The following is a 26,370-nucleotide window of genomic DNA, read 5'->3' on the forward strand; positions in this document are numbered from 1 at the left end:
ATGATATTTCTCTCCTTCCTGCTTGTTCATGCTCTCTATATCTCATTTTTGGATTATTATGATGATTCTTGGGATTTACCCCTATAAACAAAATAGGCCCCGCCAGTTAACTAACCGGCGGAACCTTGTGTCAATATATATTCTAAAAGGGGGTACTTTTAGAATATATATTCTCGCTTAAATTGAGATGATAGAAAGCTTAAAATTTCATAAATTAATTGTTCTTATTTTCGTAGATGACTTAAGGACGCTCTACTGCGATGGAGCCCACAGCTGAAGTGAGCGATAATAATGGCCCACCTCCATTGATGTCGCTTTTACCTTTATTAACTCCTGTAATTTGTCCGAGATCACTTTCAACATTCAAGCTACATTGAAGAGTTCCAGCTAGTGTAGTAGTAATCCCACCAACTTCCGTATTCACCTTGAGACTGCTATCACTTTCCATCTGTTCAATCCCGAGTTGAATTCGACCGACATCTGATTGTACAGTGGATTCCCCTTGAATCTGTGCACCCTCAATATTGATCGTGCCCACATCACTTACAACATCATAGTTCCCTTTTAGATTCCGAAGTGTCAATTCACCCACATTATTTGTGAGATCGAATTGATTCACCGAGTCCGGTAACTCTACCTTATAATCAATGCTGAACTCTGAGAATCCGTATTTATCCTCTGCCCATGTCCACAAAGATTTCTTGGAGTTACCTTGGGGATGTGTAACAATCTTCAATTGATCCCCTTGTACCACGACCGAGACTTCAGCTTGATCCAGGATTTCTTGGTATTTTGCTTCACGTAATGATGATTTCGGAAATGAGAGTGTTGCGTTCACGATAAGGTTATCATCTGTAGCTGCTATAACTTCAATATTTCCTACCGCATTATCCATATTCAGGGTCGATGCAGAGCCTACCTCTTGTGTGAGTGATATCTCTTTTTGCAACCCATCTTTCTTCAATTCCGCACTCCAATCTGAGCTGATATTCTGAGCTGTATCCCCGATGGCTTCTGTCACTTCTCCGATGCCCGTCTTGAACATTTCATCAGTCTCATTAGTACATCCAGCCAATATCACCAGCGAAACGACTGTTACTATCATCACTTTTAAAAACTTAGGTTTTCTGTGCATACTAAGGAACTCCTCCATTATGACAACTATTTTTTGATATTTCTGATGGTAACGTATAGATGTTAGTATACAACAAGAGGAAATCATTAACACTCCATCCGCAGGCTAATATTCTACTGGACTTAAGTCGGGGTAAGATCATCTTTCGAAGCAGAAAAAACGCTGATTAATCCTGAGAAAAGCTAAAAACTTGCTTAGTGGTATTAAGTTATATTCCTGATATCCTTTGATTTGTAATAAATCATTTAAAGCGGCAAACCGTTATGTGGTTTTCTCTTCTAGCCACGGAAAATCATCATTGGTGCTTGGACGATTTTCATCAACAAGGATAAAACAGATCAAACGCCTGATCTAATCCGAAAGAAATAACTACCTTACTGCGTTACTCGGCGGTCAATTTGCGCATAACCGTTTTACCCTTACGCTGATCGTTCGACATAACAAAAAAACTCCTACTATATTACCGTAGGAAGCTTCATATTTACCGAGATTATACGCTGACGTTCATATAATTTAGTGCTAGGAAAGTGTAGGAATTACGTTAGCCTATCCGCTACATTCAACGAGTGACAAACGTTGATAGTACGGGAAAAACTAACGAAAGATGCTGATGAAAGAAATTGAACCCCCGACCTACGCATTACCTGGTAGATTGGGATTACTTTAATCGATCTTGAACAGACTGTATCTTCTGTGCACTGGATGACAACTTATCCCGACGATCATCTAGTTTAACAGAAGTCGATACTCGTTCTGCTCCTGAACTAAATGGAGATTCATGCAAAGCAGCAATAGCTTTCCACACCATACCAAGGGGACCTTCTATAATGGTACTCATCGATGTTAACTGATATGTTATGCCTTCTTGTTCTTTCAGAACTCGTTGCATATCTGCTACGTAAGCACTTAGACTTGTCGTCTGCGTTCCGATCGGAATGACGGTTACTTCTGCAATAGCCATATGACACCTCCTAAAAGTTTTGATAATGAAATTACTTCTTGAATCAGCTTCTTCAAAACTACTTCGAAAGCATATTCTTAAGTTTTGATAATGAAATTACTTCTTGATTGAGCTTCTCCAAAACTACTTCGGAAGCATAAACTTAGTTTTGTGATTTTACTACGTTTCTGATTCATTGTAGCGAATTCATAATTATTTCGCAAAATAAAGACACACAATTTTCATTACTTTTTTTATTCTAAGCTGTAGTAGGTCTCGGAGGTTTTTCATTCATTTTCATGGAATTCTTTCATTCTAGTTTATTTACAAACACAATATATTGAGTTAGATTTATATAGAAATACTAAATATAGTGAATTCAGGTGATCCGGCTAGTAATAGTTCGAGTCTTAAAAGGGAAGTATGGTGCAAATCCATCACGGTCCCGCCACTGTAATCCAAGAATCAACCTGCATCATGCAGAGAAGTAGGCTCAAGCTTATGCCACTGTAAGCACTACTTATGGGAAGGCGCTAGTGCCTAAATAAACGGACATCATCTACATATAGATAACGAAGCCGTTAACTTGGAGAGTCAGGAGACCTGCCTGTTGGACCAATATAACAAATCCTACGAGGATATAGGAAGGTTGGAATTTATTCATGGTACTTATGGAAACAAGAAGTGGTGTCTCTGAAGAAGAAGAGCAAATGTTGCGTGAAGTATCGGGTCTCGGACATGATATCACAGAGAGCCTCAATGTAGAAATGCTCCGCGAGAACGCCAATCTGAATGGAGAAAGCTTTTCAGGTAAAATAGGTAAATTCGGCAGTGAATATGCTAAATGGTACGCAAGATATTACATAGTCCCCGAAAAGCTCATGACTGCCGTAGATCATAATGATTTATATGTTCACGACCTTGATCAATACGCGGTAGGTAGCACGAACTGTATCTTCATCCCATTCGATAAACTTCTGGCACGAGGCTTCAGTACGGGTAGTGGTAGTGTTCGCACTCCACAGTCTATATCTACTGCTATGGCTCTCGTGGCGATCATATTCCAATGTCAACAGAATTCTCAATATGGCGGAGTCTCCGGAAGTAAGTTAGATCATGATCTAGCTCCATATATCGCTAAGTCATTTGCGAAGCATTTTCATAAAGGTGTACTCTACTTTGATGAGAATCTTCCGCTCGAAGAGCATAACATCACACTTGGCAGTTTGACATTATGCAACTCTCATCCACGTTCATATTCTTTTGCAGTACAGGAGACTAAGATAGAATGCCTTCAGGCTGCGGAGAGCTTAATACATAATTTGAATACGATGTCTAGTCGGGCTGGAGGTCAGATCCCATTCACCAGTATTAACTACGGTACCTGCACCTCGCTTGAGGGCCAAATGATTATTGATAGCCTACTCAGTGCAACAATGAACGGACTGGGAAGTGGCGAAACACCTGTATTCCCCATTCAGATATTCAAATGTAAGCGTGGCGTCAATCAATCACCAGAAGACCCGAACTATGATCTATTCTTGAAGGCCGTAGAATGCTCAACCAAACGCTTGTATCCTAATTTTGCTAACCTAGATGCTCCTTTCAATTTACAGTATTATGATCCAACCGATCCCAATACCGAATTTGCTACTATGGGTTGCCGTACTCGTGTGCTTGCTGACCGACATGGTCGTAACCGCTTGTCCGGCAAAGGTAATTTATCCTTCAATACCATTAATCTCGTGAAGTTGGGCATCAAACACGGTATCGTTAATGGCCGTACTGTGCCTCATGAAGTAGATTTTCAGCGAGATCTCTATCATTTCTTAGATATTGCACTTAATGGTCTATTACACCGTTACAAAATCCAAGCTCGGCAACCTGCTAAAGCATCTGATTTCATGATGCGTGAGGGCGTCTGGGAAGGTGGAGAACTACTAGATTCTGACGAGTCCGTCGAAGAATGTTTGAAGCATGGTAGCTTGTCCATTGGTTTTATCGGTCTAGCTGAATGTATGAAAGCTATGTATGGTAAACATCATGCTGAGAGTGAAGAAGTATATGCCACGGCCTTGGAACTTATCTCATCGATGCGTCGCTACTGTGATATGAAGAGTGAGGAGCATGATCTTAATATTACGTTAATGGCTACACCAGCTGAAGGCCTGTCTGGAAAGTTCACCAAGAAGGATCGCGAAGTATTCGGCTCTATCCCAGGTGTCACAGATCGTGAATACTACACTAACTCTTTCCACGTACCCGTGTATTACAACCTACCAGCTGCACGGAAGATTTCACTGGAAGCTCCCTTTCATGAATTATGTAATGCCGGAGCTATCTCTTATATTGAATTAGATGGAAATGTTCGTAGTAACCAGACCGCTTTTCTAAAAATAGTTCAGTATGCACTATCCCAGAACATCAGCTATTTCAGCATTAACCATCCAATCGATCGATGTGGTTCTTGCCATTACGAAGGCATAATTGGAGATACTTGCCCTATCTGTGGTACGAAGGAGACAGATGTGCCTATGTATCGCTTACGGCGAGTGACTGGTTATCTAACAGGTGATTATCAGACACGATTTAATGCTGCGAAGCAAGCTGAAGTAAGAGATCGGGTCAAACATAGATGAATATTTGTGGATACTATCCTGAATCCATTAATGAAGGTGATGACCTGCGGGCCGTCATCTTTCTTAGCGGCTGTCGTCACCGTTGCTCAGGATGCTTCAATCCGGCAACGTGGAATTTTAACTACGGAGAACCTTTTACGGAACAGCGTCAACAAGAGATCATCACTGAAATGGCTAATAATCAGTTACTCGGGGGTATGACACTTGCTGGAGGAGATCCTTTCTTCTCAGCCGATGAGGCTGCTGATTTCATTGATAATGTTCGTGCCGCTATCCCTAACTTCTCTGTGTGGATCTATACTGGTTATATCTACGAGGATCTCATCGTCTCCGTGGATTCAGCTGAATACCGTCTGCTTATGAAATGCCAAGTTGTGATCGACGGTCCTTTCATTGAATCTTTAAAAAACACCAGTCTTCCCTATCGTGGAAGTTCCAATCAGCGGATTATAGATATTCAGTCTAGCATAAGATATAACGATGCTGTAGAGTTAACTACCTAATTATGATAAGGAATGAGTGGCCATTATGGACTTCTCGAAACATTTTATTAACATACAGAAGGGTCGATGGGATATGATCGTAGTAGATGCCGTAGTCGGCGCAGGAAAAACAACATTAATGAAAATATTAGCAGATGAGCGGGGTTTAACAACTTTTGAAGAGCCTGTAGTCGATAATCCGCTATTAGATAAATTTTATCATGATCGTGAAAGGTATAGCTTTAGCTTACAAATATTTTTCCTGAATCAACGATTTCGTCATATAAAAGAAGCAGCGAAAATCAACAATGCTGTATTAGATCGTTCAATTTATGGAGATCTAATATTTGCACGAATGCTTTATGATAATGGTGAAATGTCGAGCGAAGAATTCAATTTGTATGTGAACCTGTTTGAGAATATGATTGAGCATTGCCAAGCTCCCAAACTGATGATTTACTTAGAGATTTCTGTTGATGAAGCGATTCAACGTATAATACAACGAGGACGCGATTATGAACAAATTGTGGAACATTCCTATTGGGAAAGACTTAATTATTATTATAGAGAATACTTCAATCAATATAATTCCTCACCCGTCCTTACGATTAATGTAGATGGACTTGATTTCGAGAAGAGCCCCATTGATCGACAATATGTATTATCAAAAATTGATCAGAAGCTTCTAGAATTAATGGAGTAAAACCTCTCAATCCACAAAAACGGAGTCGAGTCTGTTATCAGATTCCACTCCGTTATTTATATTTAGCCTATTATATGACAACATCATGATTTCAATTATAACTTCAATTGATTGTTTTGTTGCTTCATTTCACTTCTTAGTCTAGTTTCACTGACCAATTCCTCGAGAGCGGCATTTAATCGTAACTTCAACTCTTCCGCTATCTCCATTCCTCCATCTTCCTTACGAACAACCTGTGAGTCAACTGTGTAGACCCCACCAAGTATATATCTCGCTCCAAGTGCAGACAACACAGGCTTTAGAGCATAATCGATTGCGAGTAGATGCGCCATACTTCCTCCAATAAACAGAGGTAACGTGATTTTTCCTGCAAAGCCTTTTTGCGGAACCAAATCCAAGAAGGTCTTGAGTACGCCCGTATATGACGCCTTATACACTGGACTTGCTACAATAACAGCATCAGCTTCTGCTAATAATCCGTTAGCTTTGACAATAGGTTCACTTTCAAATTTGGTATGAATGAGATCTTCTGGGGGTAGCTTAGCCACATCGATTCGACTCACTTCAATTCCAGAATCAGAAAGAATCTTCTCTAAGTATTCAATGACAGCTTGAAGTCTTGAAGTAAGAGAAGGATTTCCGTTAATTACAACAATTTTAGCCATGTCTCAATCTCCTTTTCATATTAATAAATACATAATTCCGACAATAATACTTTGTTTAATTTATGGTACCAAGCATTATAAGCATTGTCAATTTATTATAACTTAGCTTGTCTTAACACAACCATTCTTATATTTACTACACCAAAGTAGAGAAAGAGCTCAGTCTCTTGCATTCCAAAATGCCTTATACTGAATCGATTTACGTATATGTTGCACTTATACTTCGTATACGCTATACTCGTTGACAAAGAATTAAACAGTGAAATTACGCCAATGATCAGAATCCAACTGTGAGGCGTTGGCGACCGGAGCAGGTAACCCCTCTCCCTAAGTTAACCGGCATCCGTCCGTTATCGCGGAACCAAGCGGATCGAAGACTGTCTTAGACAGATTCGATCAAGTTGGGTGGCACCGCGAGCAGACGCTCCTCGTCCCAAAGGATGAGGGCGTTTTTTGTATTTTTTCAGACAAAGGAGCTCGTGAGATATGTTGGACATCCGATTTATCCGGGACAATCCGGACTTGGTACAAAGAATCGCTGAACAGAAAAGAATGGAACTCTCAGTCAGTGATTTATTGAAATGGGATCAGAAAAGACGGGATCTTTTGAAACAAACAGAAGATTTGAGAGCTAAGCGTAACCAGTTGACACACACCATCGCAACATCTCTGCAACAAGGACATAATCAGGATGCTGAACCTCTTAAAGCACAAGTAAAAGACATCAACAAACGGTTATCAGTGACTGAGGTTGAATTAACTCACGCCACACAACAATGCGACAACCTCATGATGTTGATCCCTAATATCGTATCACCCGATACGCCTGTAGGTAACGATGATCATGACAATGTAGAGGTTCGACAGGTCGGAACTCCTCCTGTGTTCGATTTCGTAGCATTAGATCATGTACGGCTAGGAGAAATCCATGATCTCATTGATATCCCCCGTGGCGTGAAGACTGCAGGTAGCCGGAACTATTACCTCAAGGGCAACGGCCTGTACTTACATTTAGCCGTACAACGCTTAGCTCTCGATCTACTTACTTCGTATGGATTCACGGCTATGGACGTTCCCGTGATGGTTCGACCGGAAGCACTCACAAGAACAGGGTTCTTCCCAACAGGGCAAGATCAGACTTTCGAAGTCATCGGGGAAGATAAGTGGCTAGTTGGAACATCTGAGGTCTCGTTGGTCTCGTATTACAGCGATGAGATTGTCAATGTGACTGAACCTATCAGACTTGCTGGCGTGTCAGCATGCTACCGTAAAGAAATTGGATCAGCCGGCCGAGATGTTCGCGGCCTATATCGAGTGCATCAATTTGCGAAAGTAGAACAAGTCGTTCTTTGCGAGAATAACAACGAGGTGTCAGATCGAATATTACAGGAGATTACAAGTCATGCGGAGGAAATTCTCCAATTACTCGAACTTCCTTATCGAGTCATGGCAGTCTGTACAGGAGACATGTCGCAAAAGACGTATAAGCAATATGATATCGAGACATGGATGCCCAGCCGTCAGGCGTATGGAGAGACGCATTCCTCTTCAAATGTCCTGGACTTCCAAGCGCGTCGTTCAAACATTAGATACAGGGATCATGACGGGAAGCTACAATACTGCCATACACTAAACAACACAGCTGTGGCAACACCACGCATTCTGATTCCACTTCTAGAGAATCATCAACAATCCGATGGTTCCATCTATATACCTAAGGCATTGCGTCCTTATATGAAGGGAATGGATAGCCTTAGTTTCTGATATTTTTTTATAAAAACAGCTTCTTTAGACTTTTTCAAGTCAGAAGAAGCTGTTTTTCTAATTTAGATCAATCTCAACATAATGCTCTACTACTGGAAATGGATCGTAGTAATGATGCAATAGACTCTTCCATTCCTGATATTCCGCAGATTCTCTAAAACCTATCGTATGGTCTTCAAGAGTCTCCCAACGGACTAGCAAAATGTACTTGTTATCTTGCTCCATACATTTCTGCAATTCATGATGAATGTAACCCTTCATACCAGAAATAATCTTAGAAGCTTGTCGAAAGCTATGTTCGAAATCTTCTGCTAACCCTTCCTTTACATACAAAACAGCTGATTCAAGTATCATTTCGTAGTAACCCACCTTTATAACTTCTAAATGTTTAATTACATATTACATGTAGTCATATCTTACTAGCAACGGTTAACTTAAACTTAAAGAGGCTATTCTCCATAAGTCAATTATGGTGAATAGCCTTTTACATTATTCACTTACACTATATATGATTAGACACTACAGACCTACCATTAATTTCTCCACCATCTTCTTACCTTGGGTGTTCCAGAAAAGATTCCCTGATGTTTAGAACCTGTTAGTTCTGGTGTATGCAGATTGTTACGCTCAGATCCGAACTCAATTTTACGATACTGTTCTTGATTCAGTCCCTCGTCTCTTGAATACTGAACTCGAGTGACAACCTGTTGCATCTCAATAAATCCTTCATACATAAATTTCGACCTCCCGAATGGTTGCAAGCGTTCCCTGCCTTAACAAATCCATTCGCGATTACTGAAGGGATACAGCAAGGTTTGCCTGCTATAATAATATTGGTTACGCTTACATTATAACACGAATACTTCTCAAGTTAAACATATAATCGTTTATCGTGAGAGGATATTCGTATCATTTAGTAGGCAATAGTAAATCGAGCACGTACGAAATAAGGATCTTCCAGTTCATCAATCATAGCCACTGCATAATCTTCTCCAGAGATAGCACTTCTATCACCTGCATCGAGTATCATCATGTCCATTCCAATTCTGAATTGTCCCGTGCGACGTCCGGCAGTAATATGAGCAGCAGGACTACAATACGTCCAATCCAGGTCAGAATTACTGTAAATTTCATAAGCTAGCAAATGAGCGTTAGCTAGTGCTTTTTTGTCCACAGGGTATTCATCCGTGTCCATCCATTGAATGCCAGCTGCATTCCTGAGACCACCAGCCTCACCAACTATAAGAAGTCTAGACACACCTGAACGACGCACACCATCAACAAGAGAATGTGCTACTGTTACTAATTCCTCTTCTGCTCCAGGCACAGGACCGAAAGCACTAATGACAGCATCATGCCCTTCACAAATAGCAGCTACAGCAGCCACATCCATGATGTTTCCTTCTACAACATTTAGATTCTCATACAACTCCGTTAACTTAAGTCGATCTCGCACTACTGCGGTTACTCTATATCCACGATCAAGTGCTTCTTTCATAATAAGTTGCCCTATCTTCCCATTTGCTCCGAACAGCACTACCTTTTCATTCACAACAGATTCCTTCTTTCAATATTATTCAGATCTTACAAAGCATCATCTATCTTTTATGATTCATCATGTTATCTTAACACCTTGAACTAGTTGTTACACCTTATTCATTCATTGTTAATATTCACAAATAGTTGGGAATAGGGTATATATTAGAATAAGAAGTTTAGGTCTTCTTATATTGAATCAATTTCATAATTACGCAAACTAAGCTGCACAGGCGATTATGAAAATGATTCTATACAAATCTAAAACTAAGGTAGGTGCCGCTTATGTCTAATATATCAAAGCTTTTGAAATGGATTACATTTGCTATGGAAGCTTTTTTCGCTATTCCAGTGATCGGTGGTACGTATATTCTCGCTCAGGGTTGGTTGCCTTTAGGTGTTGCATTCCTCCTGCATATCGCGGCAATTATCTTTCTCTTGAAAGATCGAAGATCCATTATTGGTAATGGGTTAGGGGTTATAACCTCTATTATAGGCATCATTCCTATTCTAGGATGGATTATGCATGCAATTACTGCAATCGTACTTTTATTTGAAGCCCTTGCTGGGTCCAATAATAAACCTCGTTATTAGGATATTACGCTACTTGTCTTATGAGCCGATTACCTTGTAATATTAACGCTCATGTGCAATAGTGGAGGAAGATTAATGAAGGGGGAATTAAGTTGTCCCTTATGTTACAGGATATCACTAATGCCTTCTCCAGTTCTATTGAAGGCACCATAGCGGCTGGTCTAGCCGTTATTCTATTTGTATGGATGTATATAAGAACAGCTCTTCAACTAAGAATGGCAGGGAAAGAGCAATTAGAAAGATTACAGCAATCTCTTTTGCTCTATAGCCGTGTTACTGGACCTCTCGGGGAAATGTTAGAACGAGAAGAAACCAGTCTTGAGGATATAAGTCATCTGATATTTCTGTTGGAGGAATGTAAAGCTGCACCACTACTTACGAGTGATCTTCACGAGCAGATGAATGCTTACATTAAAGAACGAGATCAACCTCGTTTAGCGAACCTTTACAAATCTTGGGTACGCGAGGTCAATCGACGAATCAAGGAACAAAGTACGCTGTTACGCAAATGGGACCACCGAACTTGGGGTTTCAGCTTTTGGTTATTGTTAAAGCCCGCATTTCCTTTCATTGCCATTGCGTCTATTCTAATGTGGGTTTATCAACTCACATATACTCTTTCAGGACTACCAACCTGGGATTCATCGCCTTGGGATATCGTTAATGTATGGGCTCGCCTGATCTCTTGCCTTATTGCAACAGCTTCCCTGTACATCGTGCTCATGTATACCCAGCGAAAACCGGTTCATTTTATCTATACCATTCTGTATGTATTCATTTCTATCGTAGCGCTATTCCATATGCTAGGTCTGAATTGGGCAATCTATATTTTAGCGACACAAGGGATTCTCTATCTTGCAGGCTTCAGTCTTAACACACAACGATCACGTAAGGATCGTCCTTATGCCGGTCGCGATCTTGTATCGGAGGCTATCCCATCATTAACAGCAGAAGAATTAAACCAATTACGATCAAAAGCATATGATAACGATGTGCCACCATTACCATCACGTTCTAAAGGGATGAATAAATAGGATTTCTCACCAATGGACCCTAACACATAAATAACCCCACTGTTGTACATATGCTTCTGTAACTAAGAAGCATTCGTACTTAACAGTGGGGTTTTTAATTGTAATTATCCGAATCAATTTCATAATCGCCTAAGCAGCTAGGTTGACGTAATTATGAAATTGATTATCTTGAATGAGATCTAGTTTCCTTAAGTTGTCGTGAACCTGAACGAGGAACAGAACTAGTCTTGACGATCCCTGTAGGCTTATTCTCGAAACGCTTCCGCTCTGTTCGTTCCATCTGTACGATCTGTCCTTCATGCACTACAATCTGTAGTGAACCGAATTCCATATCATTCAAGAGTTCCGCAATACGTCCCAGCCATATCTCATCCACTTGAAGTGGTTTTGCCATAGTGTCGCCCCCTCCCAGGTTAGAAAACTACTATCCATGAATCAATTTCATAATCGCTTTTTCAGCTTAGTTTACGTAATTATGAAATTGATTCCATATAAATCGTTTCGCTTTAATTTCGCTTAATCCTCTGTTATCCAACCAAATTACTGTGAATTAACTTTAGCACGAACTGGAAAGTGCTGTCAATGAGCATTTTTGTGAGTAAACCAACTTTTTAATAACAGCGTAACCATAGCCAATAATAGCAATAATGATGCGACGGCAAATGAGGCCGAGAATTGATATTCATTGTACAAAATCTCAACATGTAGCGGCAGCGTATTCGTTTCTCCGCGGATATGTCCGGATACAACCGAGACAGCTCCAAACTCACCCATCGCCCTGGCATTACACAGAATAATCCCGTATAGTAGTCCCCATTTAATATTAGGCAACGTTACTTTGAAAAAGATTGTCCAACCACGTGCACCCAAAGTGACTGCAGCCTCCTCTTCCTGTTGACCCTGGTCTTCCATGAGTGGGATCAGCTCTCTAGCGACGAAGGGAAAGGTAATAAAGAGTGTTGCTAGAACAATACCTGGTACTGCAAATATAATTTTAATATCATGAGCACTAAGCCACGGACCGAACCAACCATGTGCACCAAATACTAAGACAAAGATAAGTCCTCCAATTACGGGAGAAACGGCAAACGGAAGATCAATCAATGTAATTAATAATCCTTTACCGCGGAATTTAAACTTCGTTACTGCCCATGCGGCGACCACACCAAATACCGTGTTCAATGGTACCGTTATTAGCGCAACAATTAATGTAAGTTTTAAGGCAGACATAGCATCTGGGTCGGTAAGTGCTGCCGCATAGACAACCCAGCCCTTCTTCAAAGCTTCTGTTAGAACAATAACAAGTGGTAGTACAATTAACCACAACATGACCAATCCCGCTAAAATGATCAGAAACCATTTAACCCATCCTGCTTCGGTTGTTGCCGGGGAGGTGATTCCTTTTGCGCTAGGTGCTGCTATTACAGGTTCCAATTCCACCATTGCTCCATCCTCCTTTGATTAAAGTAGTGGTTGCAATTTTCCTCTTGATTAGCGCGAGGTCCGACGCACCCAGCGTTGTAACGAATTAATCATAAATAATAAAAAGAACGAAATAATCAATAAGAGCATAGCGACCGCCGTTGCACCAGCATAATCATATTGTTCGAGCTTTGACATGATCAGCAATGGAGCAATCTCTGTCCTCATAGGCATATTACCAGAGATAAACACAACTGAACCGTACTCTCCTATCCCACGTGCAAAAGCTAGAGCGAAACCTGTCAGAAGCGGTGGTAGTAAACTCGGTAATATCACTTTACAAAATGTGCGTAAACGCCCTGCTCCTAGTGTCGCAGCTGCCTCTTCAGCATCTCGATCCATATCTTCCAGCACAGGTTGCACCGTACGTACAACGAACGGTATCCCAATAAACATGAGAGCCAAAGTAATTCCAATGGGCGAAAAAGCTACCTTTATCCCTAAAGGTTCTAGAAAAGAACCAATCCATCCATTCTGTGAGTATAGAGCCGTTAGGGATACACCTGCTACTGCTGTTGGCAGTGCGAAGGGTAGATCAATCAGAGCATCAAACACGGCTTTACCAGGAAATTTATAACGTACTAATACCCAAGCTAGTAGCAATCCAAGGATCGTATCTAGTAATGCAGCAACTGCTGAAGTTGTGAAACTGACCCGATAAGATGCTAGTACGCGCGGATCAGTCGCCACCTCCCAGAACTTAACCCAAGTAAGCCCTGTAGAATTAAAGAGTAATGCCGCTAGTGGAATAAGGACTACCACACTAAGATAAAAGACACTAAATCCCATAGTCAACCCAAACCCGGGTATGACCTTTTGTTGGATACTTTTAACTTGACTCATATCCTAATGTTCCTTTCCTCGCCTTCGACCTTTGGAAGTCGATCAGCTCAATCAATCTATTTGCCAGGTACATATATTTGATCAAATATTCCTCCGTCATTGAAGTGCTTCTCCTGTGTTTCTTTCCATGTTCCAAACACATCAGCTAAAGTAAATAATTCAACATTAGGGAAGTTATCCTTAAATTTCTCTTTCACACTATCAAGTGTTGGACGGTAGTAATTCTCTGCAGCAATCGTCTGTCCTTCTTCCGTGTATAAATATTGTAAGTAAGCTTCTGCCACTTCTTGTGTTCCTCGCTTATCAACCACTTTATCAACGATAGCAACGGGAGGTTCCGCCAGAATACTTAACGTAGGGTATACGATATCAAACTTATCTGGCCCCAGTTCCTTTATTGACAGAATAGCTTCATTCTCCCATGCAAGTAACACATCACCGATACCACGTTCTACAAAAGTCGTTGTTGATCCACGTGCACCTGTATCTAACACAGGAACATGCGAGAATAGATCCTTGACGAATTGTTGCGCTTTGGCCTCATCGTTTCCATTCTCACGCAGAGCATATCCCCATGCTGCAAGATAGTTCCAACGTGCTCCACCTGAAGTTTTCGGATTCGGCGTTATCACTTCAACATCATCCTTGATTAAATCCGACCACTCATTAATGCCTTTAGGATTTCCTTTTTTCACTAAGAACACGATGGTTGATGTATAAGGAGAACTATTAAGTTCAAACTCGCCTTCCCAACCTTCATTAATCAGTCCATCTTTTTGAAGCGCATCAATATCATACCCAAGTGCTAATGTGACCACATCGGCCTCTAAGCCATCAATAACAGCTCTACTCTGTTTACCTGAACCCCCATGTGATTGCTTGATTGTAACCTTCTGTCCCTTTTCTTTCTCCCAATAAGTAGCAAATGCTTTATTGTAACTTTCATAAAGTTCACGTGTTGGATCATAAGATACATTCAAAAGTTCAACATCCTCTAGTTTTGCTGGTTCTATATCTTGCTCTGCTTCTTTTACTGTCTTTGTTGTGTCATTAGCCGCTGGTGTGGCTGTTTTCTCATTCGCTGTTGCATTATTTCCACATGCGGCCATCATAGCACTCATTAGTAATACTAATCCCAATAGAACCCCTTGTTTCAACGTTTTCCTCATCATTAATCACTCCTGAATTTTCAATTCTACCTTGATCCAAATAGGAATAAAAAAATAGACGAAGGAAACACATCTATCGATGCTGTCAGTCCAGTCGCATATGACCGTGCCTGCAGCTTTGAGAGTGTTTTCCTCCGTCTGTACGGTAAGAAAATTTATTTTATTATTCCTACCTGTTTAGTAAGGTATAGTGCTATTGTAATGAGCCCATGACGAAGTGTCAAACCTTTTTTTATCCTGATTGTTATCCCAGTATTTATCAGTGTATAATGTTTATATATTTGTTAATCAATCACGTTAGAACAATGGGGGTTATTGATTCACATGGAACTAGATATCTCAGAGAGTTCACTACCTGTCTACGAAGCCTTGGCAAGTCAGGTTAGATTAAATATGATTCAATTGTTAGCCAAACAACCTATGAATATTCGAGAATTAGCAGAAGCACTTGGACTTAGTAGTGCTATTATGACGATGCATGTAAAAAAACTAGAGAAAGCTAAATTAATCTCCACACGAATGGTCCCCGGTAAAGGTGGTGTGCAAAAGATCTGCTCTATCGCTGCAGACAAAATAGAAATAACAATGCCTGTTGCACAAGACCAGGTACGTGAATTTCACCAGACGGAAGTACCTGTGGGACATTATACAGATTTCGATATTGTACCTACTTGCGGTCTAGCTACTATAGACCATATCATAGGCGAATTCGATGAACCTCGTTATTTCTGGGATGCTGAACGCGTCCACGCTAGAATATTGTGGTTCGGACAAGGCTTCATCGAATACAAAGTCCCTAACTTCCTGCTCTCTAGTCAAAGACCAGAAGAACTGGAAATTTCAATGGAGATATCTTCGGAGGCACCTTTTACTAATGATAATTGGCCCTCAGACCTCTCCTTTTATCTAAATGATATCCATCTTGGAACTTGGACAAGCCCTGGTGATTTCGGCGATAAGCCTGGTAAATATACACCCTCTTGGTGGCCAAGCGTTGTAAACCAATATGGTCTCCTAAAGAGACTTCGAATTACACAGGAAGGAACCTTCATGGATGGTCACCACATTTCTAACGTGAATCTGGATCAACTATCAATCGAACATAAACAATGGACCTTCCGTATTGCAGTTCTAAATGATGCTCAACATATTGGTGGCGCCACACTATTCGGTACAGGATTTGGCAACTACAATCAAGATATACTATTCAAGCTCTTTTACACACAAGAAACGCAACAGGCTAAGTCATAGAATATTCCCCTATAACATATCCATTTACGTTTGGACAAAGAAGCAGGCTATTCCTTTATTAGGAACAGCCTGCTTCTTTGTCTACATTATCTATTCTTTTATATAATAAGTGAATTAGGAATTTAATTAATTTTTGGCTAGACGAATAACATTCCACGAAGCCTTCGGAAGAACCACTTCAAGCATACCTTCATCTAGCTTCGACTGCCCTTGATGATGTGGTTTTACAGCTTCGTGATCCGCAGTATTCACGGCTTTGAGATCACCATCATTCTCAAGGACGATATGTTCCACGATTCTGTAGCCTTCGAAACTACGAACATCCGCGTTCAGAATCAATGATTCCTCGAGATGACGATTCACCGCAAATACCGTTACACTCTCTTCTTCATCATTAAATACAGCAGTAGAATCTAAATAGGGTACATCCGTGTAATCCTTACTGTCATATTTAGGAGAAGAGTTGACCGTCTGCAATGCGATTCCCCGTCCGAATACGGAAGTGTGCATATAAGGATAAAATATTGTCTGCTTCCAAGAACGACCATTATTCTCAGTCATAATAGGTGCAATGACATTCACAAGTTGTGCTAAGCAAGCCATTTTGACACGATCGGCGTACTTAAGGAACGTAATTAACATACTACCTACTAATAGAGCATCCTCGAAATTATATACATCTTCCAACTGCGGAGGTGCCACAGACCACGGATCAATCTTCGTGTCCGATTCATTAGAATGATACCATACATTCCATTCATCAAAACTGAGGAACATCGTTTTCTTACTACGTTTCTTCGCTTTAATATAATCACATGTTGAAATAATCGTCCGAATGAAATGGTCAGTCTCCATGCTTTTAGCTAAGAAATTCGGGGAATCGTTCTCGGCATTTCCATGGTATTGGTGTAGAGATACAAAGTCTACTGCATCATACGTATGAGTCAATGTTGTTGCTTCCCATTCCGGGAATGTTGGCATCATTGTGTTGGAACTACCACATGAGACAAGTTCAATAGAGGAATCCACGAGGCGCATAGCTTTCGCTGTCTCTACTGCTAAACGACCATATTCTTCCGCTGTCTTGTGACCGACCTGCCAAGGACCATCCATCTCATTACCTAGACACCAAGTCTTGATTCGATGGGGTTGCTCATATCCATGCTTCCGACGAAGATCGCTGTAATATGATCCACTTGGATGGTTACAATATTCAACTAAATTACGTGCAGCATCAATACCGCGAGTTCCAAGGTTCACAGCCATCATTACATCTGCACCAACTGCCTTACCCCAGTCCATAAATTCATTAGTTCCCACTTGATTATCTTCAATCGTACGCCAAGCTAACTCCAGACGTTTCGGGCGCTCACTCTTTGGACCCACCCCATCTTCCCAATTGTAAGCAGACACCATATTTCCACCAGGATACCGAATAATCGGCACTTGAAGCTCTTTCACCAGTTCGATAACATCTTTACGAAATCCCTGTTCATTGGCGAGTGGATGCTCTGGCTCGTAGATTCCACCATAGACTGCACGTCCTAAGTGCTCTATGAAGGATCCATAGATACGATTGTCCACACGTGCAATTTGAAAATCTTTGTCAATAACCATCTTAGCACGAAGTTTTGTACTCATAAGTAACTTCCCTTCTCATTCAAATATTAATATATTTACTATTTAATTCGTATTTGTATTATGCTATTAATATACCGTCACGTCATTCTATTTGTCAACGAACAATAAAGCGCTTCCAAATTTCTATTCCATATGTATTATTGTAGTTACAAAAATAGCCCCACTTATCTGTGCAGGGCATGACTAAGTTCGATTTTCAAATCCATCATTTGGTTTCCGCTTGAATATCCCTTGTCACATCCAATAACGTAATATTATCGTAATGACGTTCTAATGCCAATTCTCCACCACCATATATTCGGTCCATAATATCTTGAATACGGTCGGAGACTACACAAGGAGATTCTCCTCCTCCAGAACACCAACTCGGTTGTAGTGAACCACGAGCTAGCAGACGATACAGATCACCCAGAGTTACCTCAGAGCTGTTAATGTTTAACATATATCCGCCGCCAACGCCTTCCTTCGTTATCACATATCCTTGCTTGCGAAGTAAACCGAGCACTTTACGTACACGCGCTGGATGAGTACATACACTCTTAGCAATTTCATCACTATTAGCCATGTGGTCTTTCTTTAAGCTAAGAAGGGTTAAACAATGGACGGCAATATTAAATTCACTATTCATTTCATCGCTCCCTCTCATCTGTAAATATATGCATAACAGTTATATTTGTCAAGTTAACAGATGATTTATACTGTCCATAATATATGGGAATATGAGCTTTACTACTCACGACAAACTCTAACATATTATAAAGTTCCATAAAAAGTGAGCCCTTTCCAAAGAAAGGGCCCCAAATAGACTAGACATATGAAAGGGTTTACAATTTCCATTATAGTACGAAAAATTCAATTTGAAAACGTTTTTTTATTTAATCAAAAAAACACTTCAAATTGAAAGTAGACATTCGTGTGCTATAATATACATACTTATATTTGAAATATGGAGAGGGGTGCTTAACATGTTACAAATCAGTCCCTCATTACTTCAACTTGGAACTACTATTGGAACTGTTGTTATAGCGTTACTTGCTATTTTCATCCGATTCAAAGCTAGTAGTTCACCTGTGACAATTAAAAAAATTATCATTCCTCCTTTTGGAATGTCTACAGGCTTTCTTATGTTCGTTGCCCCTTTTACGCATATCCCTCTATGGTGGGCTGCCATTGCGCTAGTTGTCGGTTGGTTTCTATTCTCCTATCCACTGATTCGTAGCACTCATTTCAAGATTATAGATGGTCAAATCTATGCTGATCGTACTCGGAGTTTTGTCTTTATCTTGCTCGGGATGCTTGTAGTCCGTATGCTACTACACCAAGTTATTGAACAATATATCTCCATTCCACAGACCGGAGCGATATTCTTCATATTAGCTTTTGGGATGATTGTACGTTGGCGAATATTTATGTTCAAAGAATATAAAGCAATGACCCAAGCCAATCTCCTTTAGCAATTAAATAGACCCAATTAATTAGAAACCATCCATTATTATTTATGGACGGTTTTTGATGTTATTTACTGACGTAAATCCGCAAACTCTCACTTTCACATCTTTGGCATAGGGAGGGAAATTTTGTAATTACAATTCCACCATAATAATGTAATATATATGTAATAAAACATATCACACGATTACAATAGCCAATCAAGAACAAATAAATTCAATAATCACGTTATTTTATATCACATAAAGATCATATTTATATACTATATACTAGATAACTAGGTAAGGAGAAATGGATCATGAAGGTGAAATCACGAAAAGTAGCTATTATCGGATCGGGCATGGTAGGTTCAAGCTGTGCCTATTCAATGATTAACCAATCCATATCTGATGAGATTATGATGGTTGACCGTACGTATGATCGTGCATTAGCACAAGCCCTTGACCTCTCACATTGCATGGATTTCACACATACACGAACTAAAGTCTATGCAGGAACTTATGCAGACTGCGGCCCTATGGACGTTATTATCATCACGGCAGGAGCTAATCCTAAGCCAGGACAGTCACGTTTAGATGTACTAGAAGATGCACAAATCATTACAAAGGAGATTGTCACACCAATACTAGAGAGTGGATTCGATGGTGTCTTTGTCATTGCAGCTAATCCTGTAGACATCGTTACTTATATGGTATGGAAAACTTCAGGTTTCCCTCGTCATAAGGTTATTGGTACAGGGACTTCTATTGATTCTTCACGTCTTAAGACTTTATTATCCGAGGTATTCTCTATTGATCCGCGTAGTGTTAATGGTTACGCCATGGGCGAACATGGTGAATCACAATTCGTGGCTTGGTCACATGTTACGATAGGTGGAAAACCAATCCTTCATATCCTGTCGCAACATCGCGAAAGATTTCAACAATTAGATCTTGCCGATATCGCACGCAAAACTAAAGATGCAGGTTGGGAAATTTTCACTCGCAAAGGTTCAACTCATTTCGGTATTGGCAGTGCAATTGCTTATATTACTCGCTCCATCTTAAACGATGACCACAAAATCATTGCCGTATCAGCTGTTCTGGACGGAGAGTATGGCCAATCCGATATCTGCATTGGCGTCCCTGCCATTATTGGTAGTGAAGGCATTCAAGAATTAATTGAATTAAATTTAAATGATGAGGAGATGCGTCTATTTAATGCCTCATGTAATATTATCCGCAGCAATATTGAAGGTCTAGCAGAAGTTTAATGTGCAAGTTGATAACCACTCATTGATCCCGTAGAAATTAACATTTATGATGCTCGTCTCCTTGTATAATCAATGAAATATATGGTATATTCGAAATAGATATTATATTGATCTCAAAATAATAATACAATTAAAAGGCAATGTTACCCATACCCAAAGGTACAACCTCGACTGATTTATAGTCTGATGTTGTACCTTTTTTATGGCGCCCACAGGAGGAGATTACTATGTTATTAGAAGCTATATATCATCGACCGAAACAAAACTGGTGTTATGCTTACGATGAACGCACCATACACATTAGAATTCGCACAAAGCGAGACGACATTGATTCGATTCAGGCCATGACTGGTGATAAATATGCTTGGGAACAAACATTGACATATATCCCAATGACGATTATGTCATCTGATGAATTGTTCGATTATTGGGAATGCGAAGTCATCCCCCCACATCGCCGCTTAAAGTATGGTTTTATTTTGCAAAAGGGAAAAGAAAAGTTATGGATGACAGAGTATACATTTTTAAATGAGCCTCCTGAAAATCCAGATCGTCTTTTTGACTTCCCATATATCAATCAAGTTGATGTATTTACAACACCTGAATGGGTCAAGGATGCCGTGTTCTATCAAATATTCCCGGAGAGATTTGCTAATGGGGATGCTAGTCTCGACCCTAAAGGAACACTTCCATGGGGTGGAAAACCTGAAAGAGAGAACTTCTTCGGGGGCGATTTACAGGGTGTAATCGATCATATCGACCACCTAAGCAATTTAGGAATTAACGCCATTTATTTCACACCATTGTTCACGGCGACAACAAACCACAAATACGATACAGAGGATTACTTACAGATTGATCCTCAATTCGGGGACGCTGAATTATTGAAGAAATTAGTGTCAATCTGCCATGAACGTGGAATACGCGTACTCTTGGATGCCGTATTCAATCATTCTGGTAGAACTTTTGCCCCATTCGTGGATGTACAGAAGAACGGAGAACAATCTCGCTACAAAGATTGGTTCCATGTGAACAAGTTCCCGATCACAGTCGAGAATGGGATTCCAACTTACGAAACCTTCGCCTTCGAACCCTTGATGCCTAAGCTTAATACTGAGAATCCTGAGGTCAAAGCTTATCTTCTCAAGGTAGCAGAATATTGGATCAAAGATATTGGAATCGATGGTTGGAGATTAGACGTAGCCAATGAAGTAGATCATCAATTCTGGAGAGAGTTCCGCCAAGTTGTGAAGAAAACCAAACCTGATGCTTATATCCTGGGTGAAATATGGCATGAATCGTCAAATTGGTTACAAGGTGATCAATTTGATGCTGTCATGAATTACCCATTCACCAATGCCACGCTAGACTTTTTCGTAGAAGGTTCTACCGATGCAGAAGGATTCTCACATGCTATCGGTAAACAACTTGCTCGCTATCCGCAACAAGCGAATGAAGTGACATTTAACTTACTCGACAGTCATGATACGGCACGCTTAATTACATTGTGTAAAGATGATCAACGCAAAATGAAGCTAGCTACAACATTCATGCTTACCTTTAGTGGAACACCATGTATTTACTACGGTGATGAAGTAGGTATAACCGGTGGGCAAGATCCCGATTGCCGGAAATGTATGGAATGGGATCCTAAGAAACAGGATCAAGAACTTTTCAAATTCTATCAAGAATTGATTAAGCTTCGCCTAGACCATCGTGCACTTCGTACTGGTAAATTCACTTTCCTTGCATCTGAAGCAGGTCAAACAACGCTAGCCTATGCTCGTGAAGATGATCAAGAGAAGTTTGTTATTCTGATGAATAACGATAGTAAAGCCCAATCAATTAAAATCGATATCGAGGATACTCAGTTCATGGATGTACACTCAAGCAAGACCTATGCCTTTAAGAATGGGTCTTTGAACGTCAAATTACTTCCTTATGAGTCTATCATCTTAAAAGCTATTCGTTAATCCGTTACCAAGATTAGCAAATAACAAATAAGAAGAGGGCATTCTAACAGCTATTCATCAAGCTGTAGAATGCCCTCTTCTTATATTTATATCATGTTCATTCTAAGTGCGATTTCAAAATAACATTCTTTATCCTTTACTCGCTCCAGATGTTAATCCATCTACGAGAAAACGTTGAAGGAACATAAATAGAAGAGTGATAGGAACAGCAATGAGAACAGCTCCTGCTGCGAATAACGTGAAATTTGAATTCGTATTCGTATTCACCATTTCATAAAGTCCGACAGCCACTGTCCATTTCTCCTTCGATCTCAGTACCATCTTCGCAAAGATGAAGTCAACCCACGGACCCACGAACTGTGTCAATGCCATATACGTGAACATTGGTCGAGAAAGAGGAATGATGATTCTTGTGAATATTTTGAAGTTACTCGCTCCATCAATCCTAGCTGCCTCGTCTAATGATCGTGGGATGGTATCTAAGAAGCCTTTAGCAACAAAGGTTCCCATTAAAGGAGCCCCTGCTGCGTAAACAATAATCAAGGCAAGATGAGTATCGAGTAAATTGAACTCTTTTAGGAGTAAAAAAATTGCAATCATACTCATAAATCCAGGGAACATCCCCAAAATTAATACAGCTGATAATGCTGTCTGACGTCCACGAAAACGGAAGCGTGATACGGCGTAGCTTGTTAATAGTGTGAGAAAAACACCAATAAGCATGGATGCGATGGAAATTTTCAGCGTATTCATATACCAGTCGCCAAACATATAACTTTTTGATGTGAATAATTCACGATAATGATCGAATGTAAACTGTGTTGGAATAAGCGTCTTACTATACAGAGACTTCCCCGGTCGAACAGATCCGAAGATGACCCACAATACAGGATATACGGCACAAATAGACAAGATAATAAGAGTAATATAACTGATTGACAATCGGAATAATTTCTTTATTTTATGTCCACTCATTGGATCATATCCTCCTCTTTGAATGACTTCGTTCGACGGTAGTTATAGATCGAGAACGAGGCGATAATTAGGAAAATAATGATCCCGACAGCAGAGGCCATATTGTATTTATTCTGATCTAATGTTAATTTATACAACCAGGTAACCAGTAGATCAGTCGCTCCTGCATACTGATAATCCCCAACAACAGGATTTCCGCTCGTTAGTAGGAAAATGGCGTTAAAGTTATTGATATTTCCCGCAAACTGCATGATTAGAATTGGTGCAGTTGAGAAAAGTACCATCGGCAGAGTTACAATACGGAATTTTTGATAATTACTTGCACCATCTACCTCAGCTGCTTCATACATATCCCGTGGAATCGTTGTCAATACACCCATTATTAATATCATAGAGACTGGGATGCCGACCCACATGTTAACAATAATTACCGTAACTTTCGCCCAGAATGGATCCGTCAACCATGGAAGTCCTCCTAACCCAAAGTACCCGAAGTACTTAGTTATATACTGATTGATAGGTCCGAATTGTCCGTTAAACATATTTCTCATCACAAGCAGCGAAATAAGTTGCGGAATCGCATAAGGAATAATTAAAATCGTTCTCCAGAAACCCTTAAATCTGATGCCTTTCTGGTTAATAAGCAACGCAACAAGTAAACCACCGAAATAAGTAGTAACCGTAGATAAGACTGCCCAGATAATAGTCCAAGTCAAAACTCCGTAGAACGTATGACTCCAAGTCTTAAGTGATATCAAATCCTTAAATGTGTTGAACCCAACCCAATCGACCAACTTAAACGGTGGAATATGGTTTGGAGACGAGTAGTTCGTGAATGCCAGCATGACCATAAAGATGATAGGCATGATTGTAAAAAAGAGAATACCTACGGCTGGCAATGTCAATAATGCTTGCGCAAATTTATAATCCAGCACATACCGAATAGACTGGAGAAAACGATTCGCTTGGACTCCCTGCTCTCTTTTTTCAGCAATTTTACGTGCATCTCTAACATTTATAATATATATGATGATAAAAATAATTAAAAATAAGATCGTAATCAAACTTTTAATTAAAAGGATAATCGAATGATCAGCATCTACGAAAACACCATTAACTTTCGTTCTAGGCGTTTCCCCTAGTGTGACAATGCCCCATAATGCTCTGCCGAGATTACTACTGAAATAAATGATCGCATAAGCTTCTATTAACAGATATATAAGGCCTTTTATAAACTGACGGTTATATATTTGTCCAAAACCCATGAATATAAGCGACATTATTGTGGCTTTGTTACGATATCGGTCCACAAGCTTTCTCCTCTCTCTAGAAAATCGAGGAATGACCCGCCGCAATAAGCGGCGGGCATTTTCAATGTTATATCCCTCGAACTCATCATGAATTACTCTGTCGCACCGTCATTCAAATCTTTAATTTGTTGTGCTGCTTTATCCATAGCTTCTTTCGGTTCTTTCCCGTTATCCCAAATTTCCGGTAAAGCTGCATTGACTGGACTCCATACATTTCCCATTTCAGCAATCGTAGGCATTGGCTGTGAGTTGATAACTTGTTGAGCGAACCCTGCAACAAATGGATCATTATTAATTTGATCAGATGCTAATGCTTCATTATTCGTCGGTATTGAACCAACTTTTTCATTCAGCAGAAGTTGTGCATCCTTGCTTGAAGCGAATTGCGCGAACAATTGTGCTGCATTTGGGTATTGTGTGAATGAGTTAATGTACCATGCTTTGATTCCAGAGAGTGAAATAGCTGGTTTACCATCAATCGTTGGAATAGGTGCAATTCCAAGCTTATCTCCAAGTGCCTCTTTATAACCTGCAAGCTCCCAAGGACCCGTTATATCCATCGCTATATCACCGACATTGAATAAACTACGTTTAATATCTGGTGTAATATCGCCACTCTTAACAGGTAGCACTTCTTTTAACTTGACATAGGTTTGTAATCCTAACAGAGCACCTTCTGAATTAATTCCAATATCATCTTTGTTCGTACCATTGTCACCGAAGATATATCCGCCACCGCTAGCTATAAACGGATAGTTGAAATACATATTACCCGTTTCCCACATAATTCCATATCTATTCTTTGATTTGTCTGTGAATGTTTTGCTAAATTCAATCACATCATCGAATGATTGGGGAACTTCCGTTACAAGCTCTTTATTATAAAAGAGTGCATACGTCTCAGCCGCTCTAGGATAGCCATACAACTCACCATTAAAAGTTACCCCTTGAATGGATGCTGGTGTATTATTAGCTATTGTTTCTTCTGCAAGGACTTCATTTGTAAGGAGTAGACCCGCCTCTGCTGCTCTTCCTAAGTTATCATGTGGGAACATGACAATGTCTGCTCCTAATCCTGAGGGACCATCCTGAGTTAACTTCGTCACTTGGTCTGTTGCTGCTACTTCCTCAACCTTAACTGGAATACCATATTTTTCTTCAAATTGCTTCGCAATTTCATCCGTGAACGCTCTTTCTTCTCTACTCTCCCATACAATCAACGTCGCGCCTTCTTCAGGTTGAAGTCCTTCTTCAACAACAGCCTCTTCTTGAGCTGGAGCTTCAGTTACTGTGTTGTTAGCTGCAGGAGCGGGTGCTGGCTCAGCATTATTCGTTGTCGAATTACTCGTTCCACAAGCCGTAATGGAGAGTGTCAAGGTGAGTGTAGCTAATAACGTCAACATTTTTTTCATTTTCATACAAATCAAACCCCTCTCTAATGGTTATGCTGTTTACTTTTGTTGAAAGCAAACAAATTGAGCAAACGATTGCATTAACATGTCAAATTAACCACTCACTTTGAAAGAAAGAAAC

The 26,370-nt window shown here is 40.1% G+C and carries 25 protein-coding genes and 1 riboswitch; of the genes, 10 read left to right on the forward strand and 15 right to left on the reverse strand.

Going from position 1 to position 26,370, the window contains the following annotated elements; all coding sequences use genetic code 11:
* Positions 1 to 241: 241 nt before the first annotated feature.
* Both LPB68_RS09655 and LPB68_RS09660 read right to left on the reverse strand, forming a co-directional pair.
* Positions 242 to 1,135 (reverse strand): hypothetical protein, encoded by an 894-nt coding sequence (locus LPB68_RS09655; RefSeq protein ID WP_068659928.1) that lies wholly within the window; start codon positions 1,133 to 1,135, stop codon positions 242 to 244.
* A gap of 658 nt (positions 1,136 to 1,793) precedes the next feature.
* On the reverse strand, positions 1,794 to 2,096 hold the full coding sequence (locus LPB68_RS09660) for an MTH1187 family thiamine-binding protein (RefSeq protein WP_068659930.1): 303 nt from the start codon (positions 2,094 to 2,096) through the stop codon (positions 1,794 to 1,796).
* Positions 2,097 to 2,439: 343 nt separating this feature from the next.
* Positions 2,440 to 2,700: riboswitch (cobalamin riboswitch) on the forward strand.
* 46 nt (positions 2,701 to 2,746) lie between these two features.
* Here LPB68_RS09660 and LPB68_RS09665 point away from each other — a divergent pair.
* Genes LPB68_RS09665 through LPB68_RS09675 form a run of 3 tightly spaced genes read left to right on the forward strand, consistent with a single transcriptional unit; the run spans position 2,747 to position 5,899 of the window.
* Complete coding sequence (locus LPB68_RS09665; RefSeq protein ID WP_099458710.1) at positions 2,747 to 4,714, forward strand: anaerobic ribonucleoside triphosphate reductase; 1,968 nt, start codon at positions 2,747 to 2,749, stop codon at positions 4,712 to 4,714.
* Positions 4,711 to 5,217 carry an anaerobic ribonucleoside-triphosphate reductase activating protein gene (gene nrdG, locus LPB68_RS09670; protein ID WP_068659933.1) on the forward strand — a complete coding sequence of 169 codons (507 nt, stop codon included), beginning with the start codon at positions 4,711 to 4,713 and terminating at the stop codon, positions 5,215 to 5,217. The genes LPB68_RS09665 and nrdG overlap by 4 nt, the downstream gene beginning before the upstream one ends.
* Positions 5,218 to 5,242: 25 nt before the next feature.
* The gene (locus tag LPB68_RS09675) at positions 5,243 to 5,899 is read left to right on the forward strand and encodes a deoxynucleoside kinase (protein ID WP_068659935.1); all 657 of its coding nucleotides are present in this window, start codon (positions 5,243 to 5,245) and stop codon (positions 5,897 to 5,899) included.
* Between the two features lie 95 nt (positions 5,900 to 5,994).
* Here the strand turns inward: LPB68_RS09675 and ssuE are convergent, their stop codons facing one another.
* On the reverse strand, positions 5,995 to 6,564 hold the full coding sequence (gene ssuE / locus LPB68_RS09680) for an NADPH-dependent FMN reductase (RefSeq protein WP_068659937.1): 570 nt from the start codon (positions 6,562 to 6,564) through the stop codon (positions 5,995 to 5,997).
* Positions 6,565 to 7,050: 486 nt separating this feature from the next.
* On the opposite strand from ssuE, the gene serS reads away from it, so the two are divergent.
* A complete protein-coding gene (serS, locus tag LPB68_RS09685) occupies positions 7,051 to 8,328 on the forward strand; it encodes a serine--tRNA ligase (protein ID WP_068659939.1) in 1,278 nt (425 codons plus the stop codon).
* A gap of 57 nt (positions 8,329 to 8,385) precedes the next feature.
* On the opposite strand, the gene LPB68_RS09690 is transcribed toward serS, so the two are convergent.
* From LPB68_RS09690 to LPB68_RS09700, 3 genes are all read right to left on the reverse strand, one after another.
* Positions 8,386 to 8,682: an antibiotic biosynthesis monooxygenase family protein gene (locus LPB68_RS09690; protein WP_068659940.1), complete on the reverse strand. Its 297-nt coding sequence runs from the start codon at positions 8,680 to 8,682 to the stop codon at positions 8,386 to 8,388.
* 179 nt (positions 8,683 to 8,861) lie between these two features.
* Complete coding sequence (locus LPB68_RS09695) at positions 8,862 to 9,062, reverse strand: hypothetical protein (RefSeq protein WP_068659942.1); 201 nt, start codon at positions 9,060 to 9,062, stop codon at positions 8,862 to 8,864.
* A 179-nt stretch (positions 9,063 to 9,241) separates the two neighbouring features.
* A complete protein-coding gene (locus LPB68_RS09700) occupies positions 9,242 to 9,880 on the reverse strand; it encodes an NAD(P)-dependent oxidoreductase (protein ID WP_257786629.1) in 639 nt (212 codons plus the stop codon).
* Between the two features lie 269 nt (positions 9,881 to 10,149).
* Between LPB68_RS09700 and LPB68_RS09705 the strand changes: the two genes are divergently transcribed.
* Complete coding sequence (locus tag LPB68_RS09705) at positions 10,150 to 10,458, forward strand: hypothetical protein (RefSeq protein WP_068659943.1); 309 nt, start codon at positions 10,150 to 10,152, stop codon at positions 10,456 to 10,458.
* A gap of 92 nt (positions 10,459 to 10,550) precedes the next feature.
* Entirely contained in the window at positions 10,551 to 11,492 is a 942-nt protein-coding gene (locus LPB68_RS09710; RefSeq protein ID WP_082865772.1) for a hypothetical protein, read from the forward strand.
* A 163-nt stretch (positions 11,493 to 11,655) separates the two neighbouring features.
* Here the strand turns inward: LPB68_RS09710 and LPB68_RS09715 are convergent, their stop codons facing one another.
* The 4 genes from LPB68_RS09715 to LPB68_RS09730 all read right to left on the reverse strand — a co-directional run bounded on the left by LPB68_RS09715 (position 11,656) and on the right by LPB68_RS09730 (position 14,986).
* Positions 11,656 to 11,886 (reverse strand): YezD family protein, encoded by a 231-nt coding sequence (locus tag LPB68_RS09715; RefSeq protein WP_068659945.1) that lies wholly within the window; start codon positions 11,884 to 11,886, stop codon positions 11,656 to 11,658.
* A 185-nt stretch (positions 11,887 to 12,071) separates the two neighbouring features.
* Positions 12,072 to 12,935, reverse strand: coding sequence for a sulfate ABC transporter permease subunit CysW (gene cysW, locus LPB68_RS09720; protein ID WP_068659947.1), 864 nt, complete (start codon positions 12,933 to 12,935; stop codon positions 12,072 to 12,074).
* A 48-nt stretch (positions 12,936 to 12,983) separates the two neighbouring features.
* A complete protein-coding gene (gene cysT / locus LPB68_RS09725) occupies positions 12,984 to 13,817 on the reverse strand; it encodes a sulfate ABC transporter permease subunit CysT (RefSeq protein ID WP_068659948.1) in 834 nt (277 codons plus the stop codon).
* Positions 13,818 to 13,873: 56 nt separating this feature from the next.
* Positions 13,874 to 14,986 (reverse strand): sulfate ABC transporter substrate-binding protein, encoded by a 1,113-nt coding sequence (locus LPB68_RS09730; RefSeq protein WP_068659950.1) that lies wholly within the window; start codon positions 14,984 to 14,986, stop codon positions 13,874 to 13,876.
* 324 nt (positions 14,987 to 15,310) lie between these two features.
* Between LPB68_RS09730 and LPB68_RS09735 the strand changes: the two genes are divergently transcribed.
* Positions 15,311 to 16,237, forward strand: a complete 927-nt coding sequence (locus LPB68_RS09735; protein ID WP_068659952.1) for an ArsR/SmtB family transcription factor — start codon at positions 15,311 to 15,313, stop codon at positions 16,235 to 16,237.
* Positions 16,238 to 16,363: 126 nt separating this feature from the next.
* Here LPB68_RS09735 and arfA read toward each other — a convergent pair whose 3' ends face one another.
* Positions 16,364 to 17,878, reverse strand: a complete 1,515-nt coding sequence (gene arfA / locus LPB68_RS09740; protein ID WP_068659954.1) for an arabinosylfuranosidase ArfA — start codon at positions 17,876 to 17,878, stop codon at positions 16,364 to 16,366.
* Between the two features lie 205 nt (positions 17,879 to 18,083).
* Positions 18,084 to 18,506, reverse strand: a complete 423-nt coding sequence (locus tag LPB68_RS09745; RefSeq protein WP_068659955.1) for an RrF2 family transcriptional regulator — start codon at positions 18,504 to 18,506, stop codon at positions 18,084 to 18,086.
* Positions 18,507 to 18,843: 337 nt separating this feature from the next.
* Between LPB68_RS09745 and LPB68_RS09750 the strand changes: the two genes are divergently transcribed.
* From LPB68_RS09750 to LPB68_RS09760, 3 genes are all read left to right on the forward strand, one after another.
* A complete protein-coding gene (locus LPB68_RS09750) occupies positions 18,844 to 19,332 on the forward strand; it encodes a CcdC family protein (RefSeq protein ID WP_068659957.1) in 489 nt (162 codons plus the stop codon).
* A 293-nt stretch (positions 19,333 to 19,625) separates the two neighbouring features.
* On the forward strand, positions 19,626 to 20,579 hold the full coding sequence (locus tag LPB68_RS09755) for an L-lactate dehydrogenase (RefSeq protein WP_068659959.1): 954 nt from the start codon (positions 19,626 to 19,628) through the stop codon (positions 20,577 to 20,579).
* A gap of 227 nt (positions 20,580 to 20,806) precedes the next feature.
* Positions 20,807 to 22,552 (forward strand): glycoside hydrolase family 13 protein, encoded by a 1,746-nt coding sequence (locus LPB68_RS09760; RefSeq protein WP_068659961.1) that lies wholly within the window; start codon positions 20,807 to 20,809, stop codon positions 22,550 to 22,552.
* Between the two features lie 129 nt (positions 22,553 to 22,681).
* Here LPB68_RS09760 and LPB68_RS09765 read toward each other — a convergent pair whose 3' ends face one another.
* From LPB68_RS09765 to LPB68_RS09775, 3 genes are all read right to left on the reverse strand, one after another.
* Positions 22,682 to 23,527, reverse strand: coding sequence for a sugar ABC transporter permease (locus LPB68_RS09765; RefSeq protein WP_068659962.1), 846 nt, complete (start codon positions 23,525 to 23,527; stop codon positions 22,682 to 22,684).
* The gene (locus tag LPB68_RS09770) at positions 23,524 to 24,837 is read right to left on the reverse strand and encodes a sugar ABC transporter permease (protein WP_068659964.1); all 1,314 of its coding nucleotides are present in this window, start codon (positions 24,835 to 24,837) and stop codon (positions 23,524 to 23,526) included. Before LPB68_RS09770 ends, LPB68_RS09765 begins: the two co-directional genes overlap by 4 nt.
* Positions 24,838 to 24,929: 92 nt before the next feature.
* Entirely contained in the window at positions 24,930 to 26,255 is a 1,326-nt protein-coding gene (locus tag LPB68_RS09775) for a sugar ABC transporter substrate-binding protein (RefSeq protein WP_068659966.1), read from the reverse strand.
* Positions 26,256 to 26,370: the final 115 nt, after the last annotated feature.

This window comes from Paenibacillus crassostreae, from assembly GCF_001857945.1.
Classification (GTDB): Bacteria; Bacillota; Bacilli; order Paenibacillales; family Paenibacillaceae; genus Paenibacillus_AQ; species Paenibacillus_AQ crassostreae.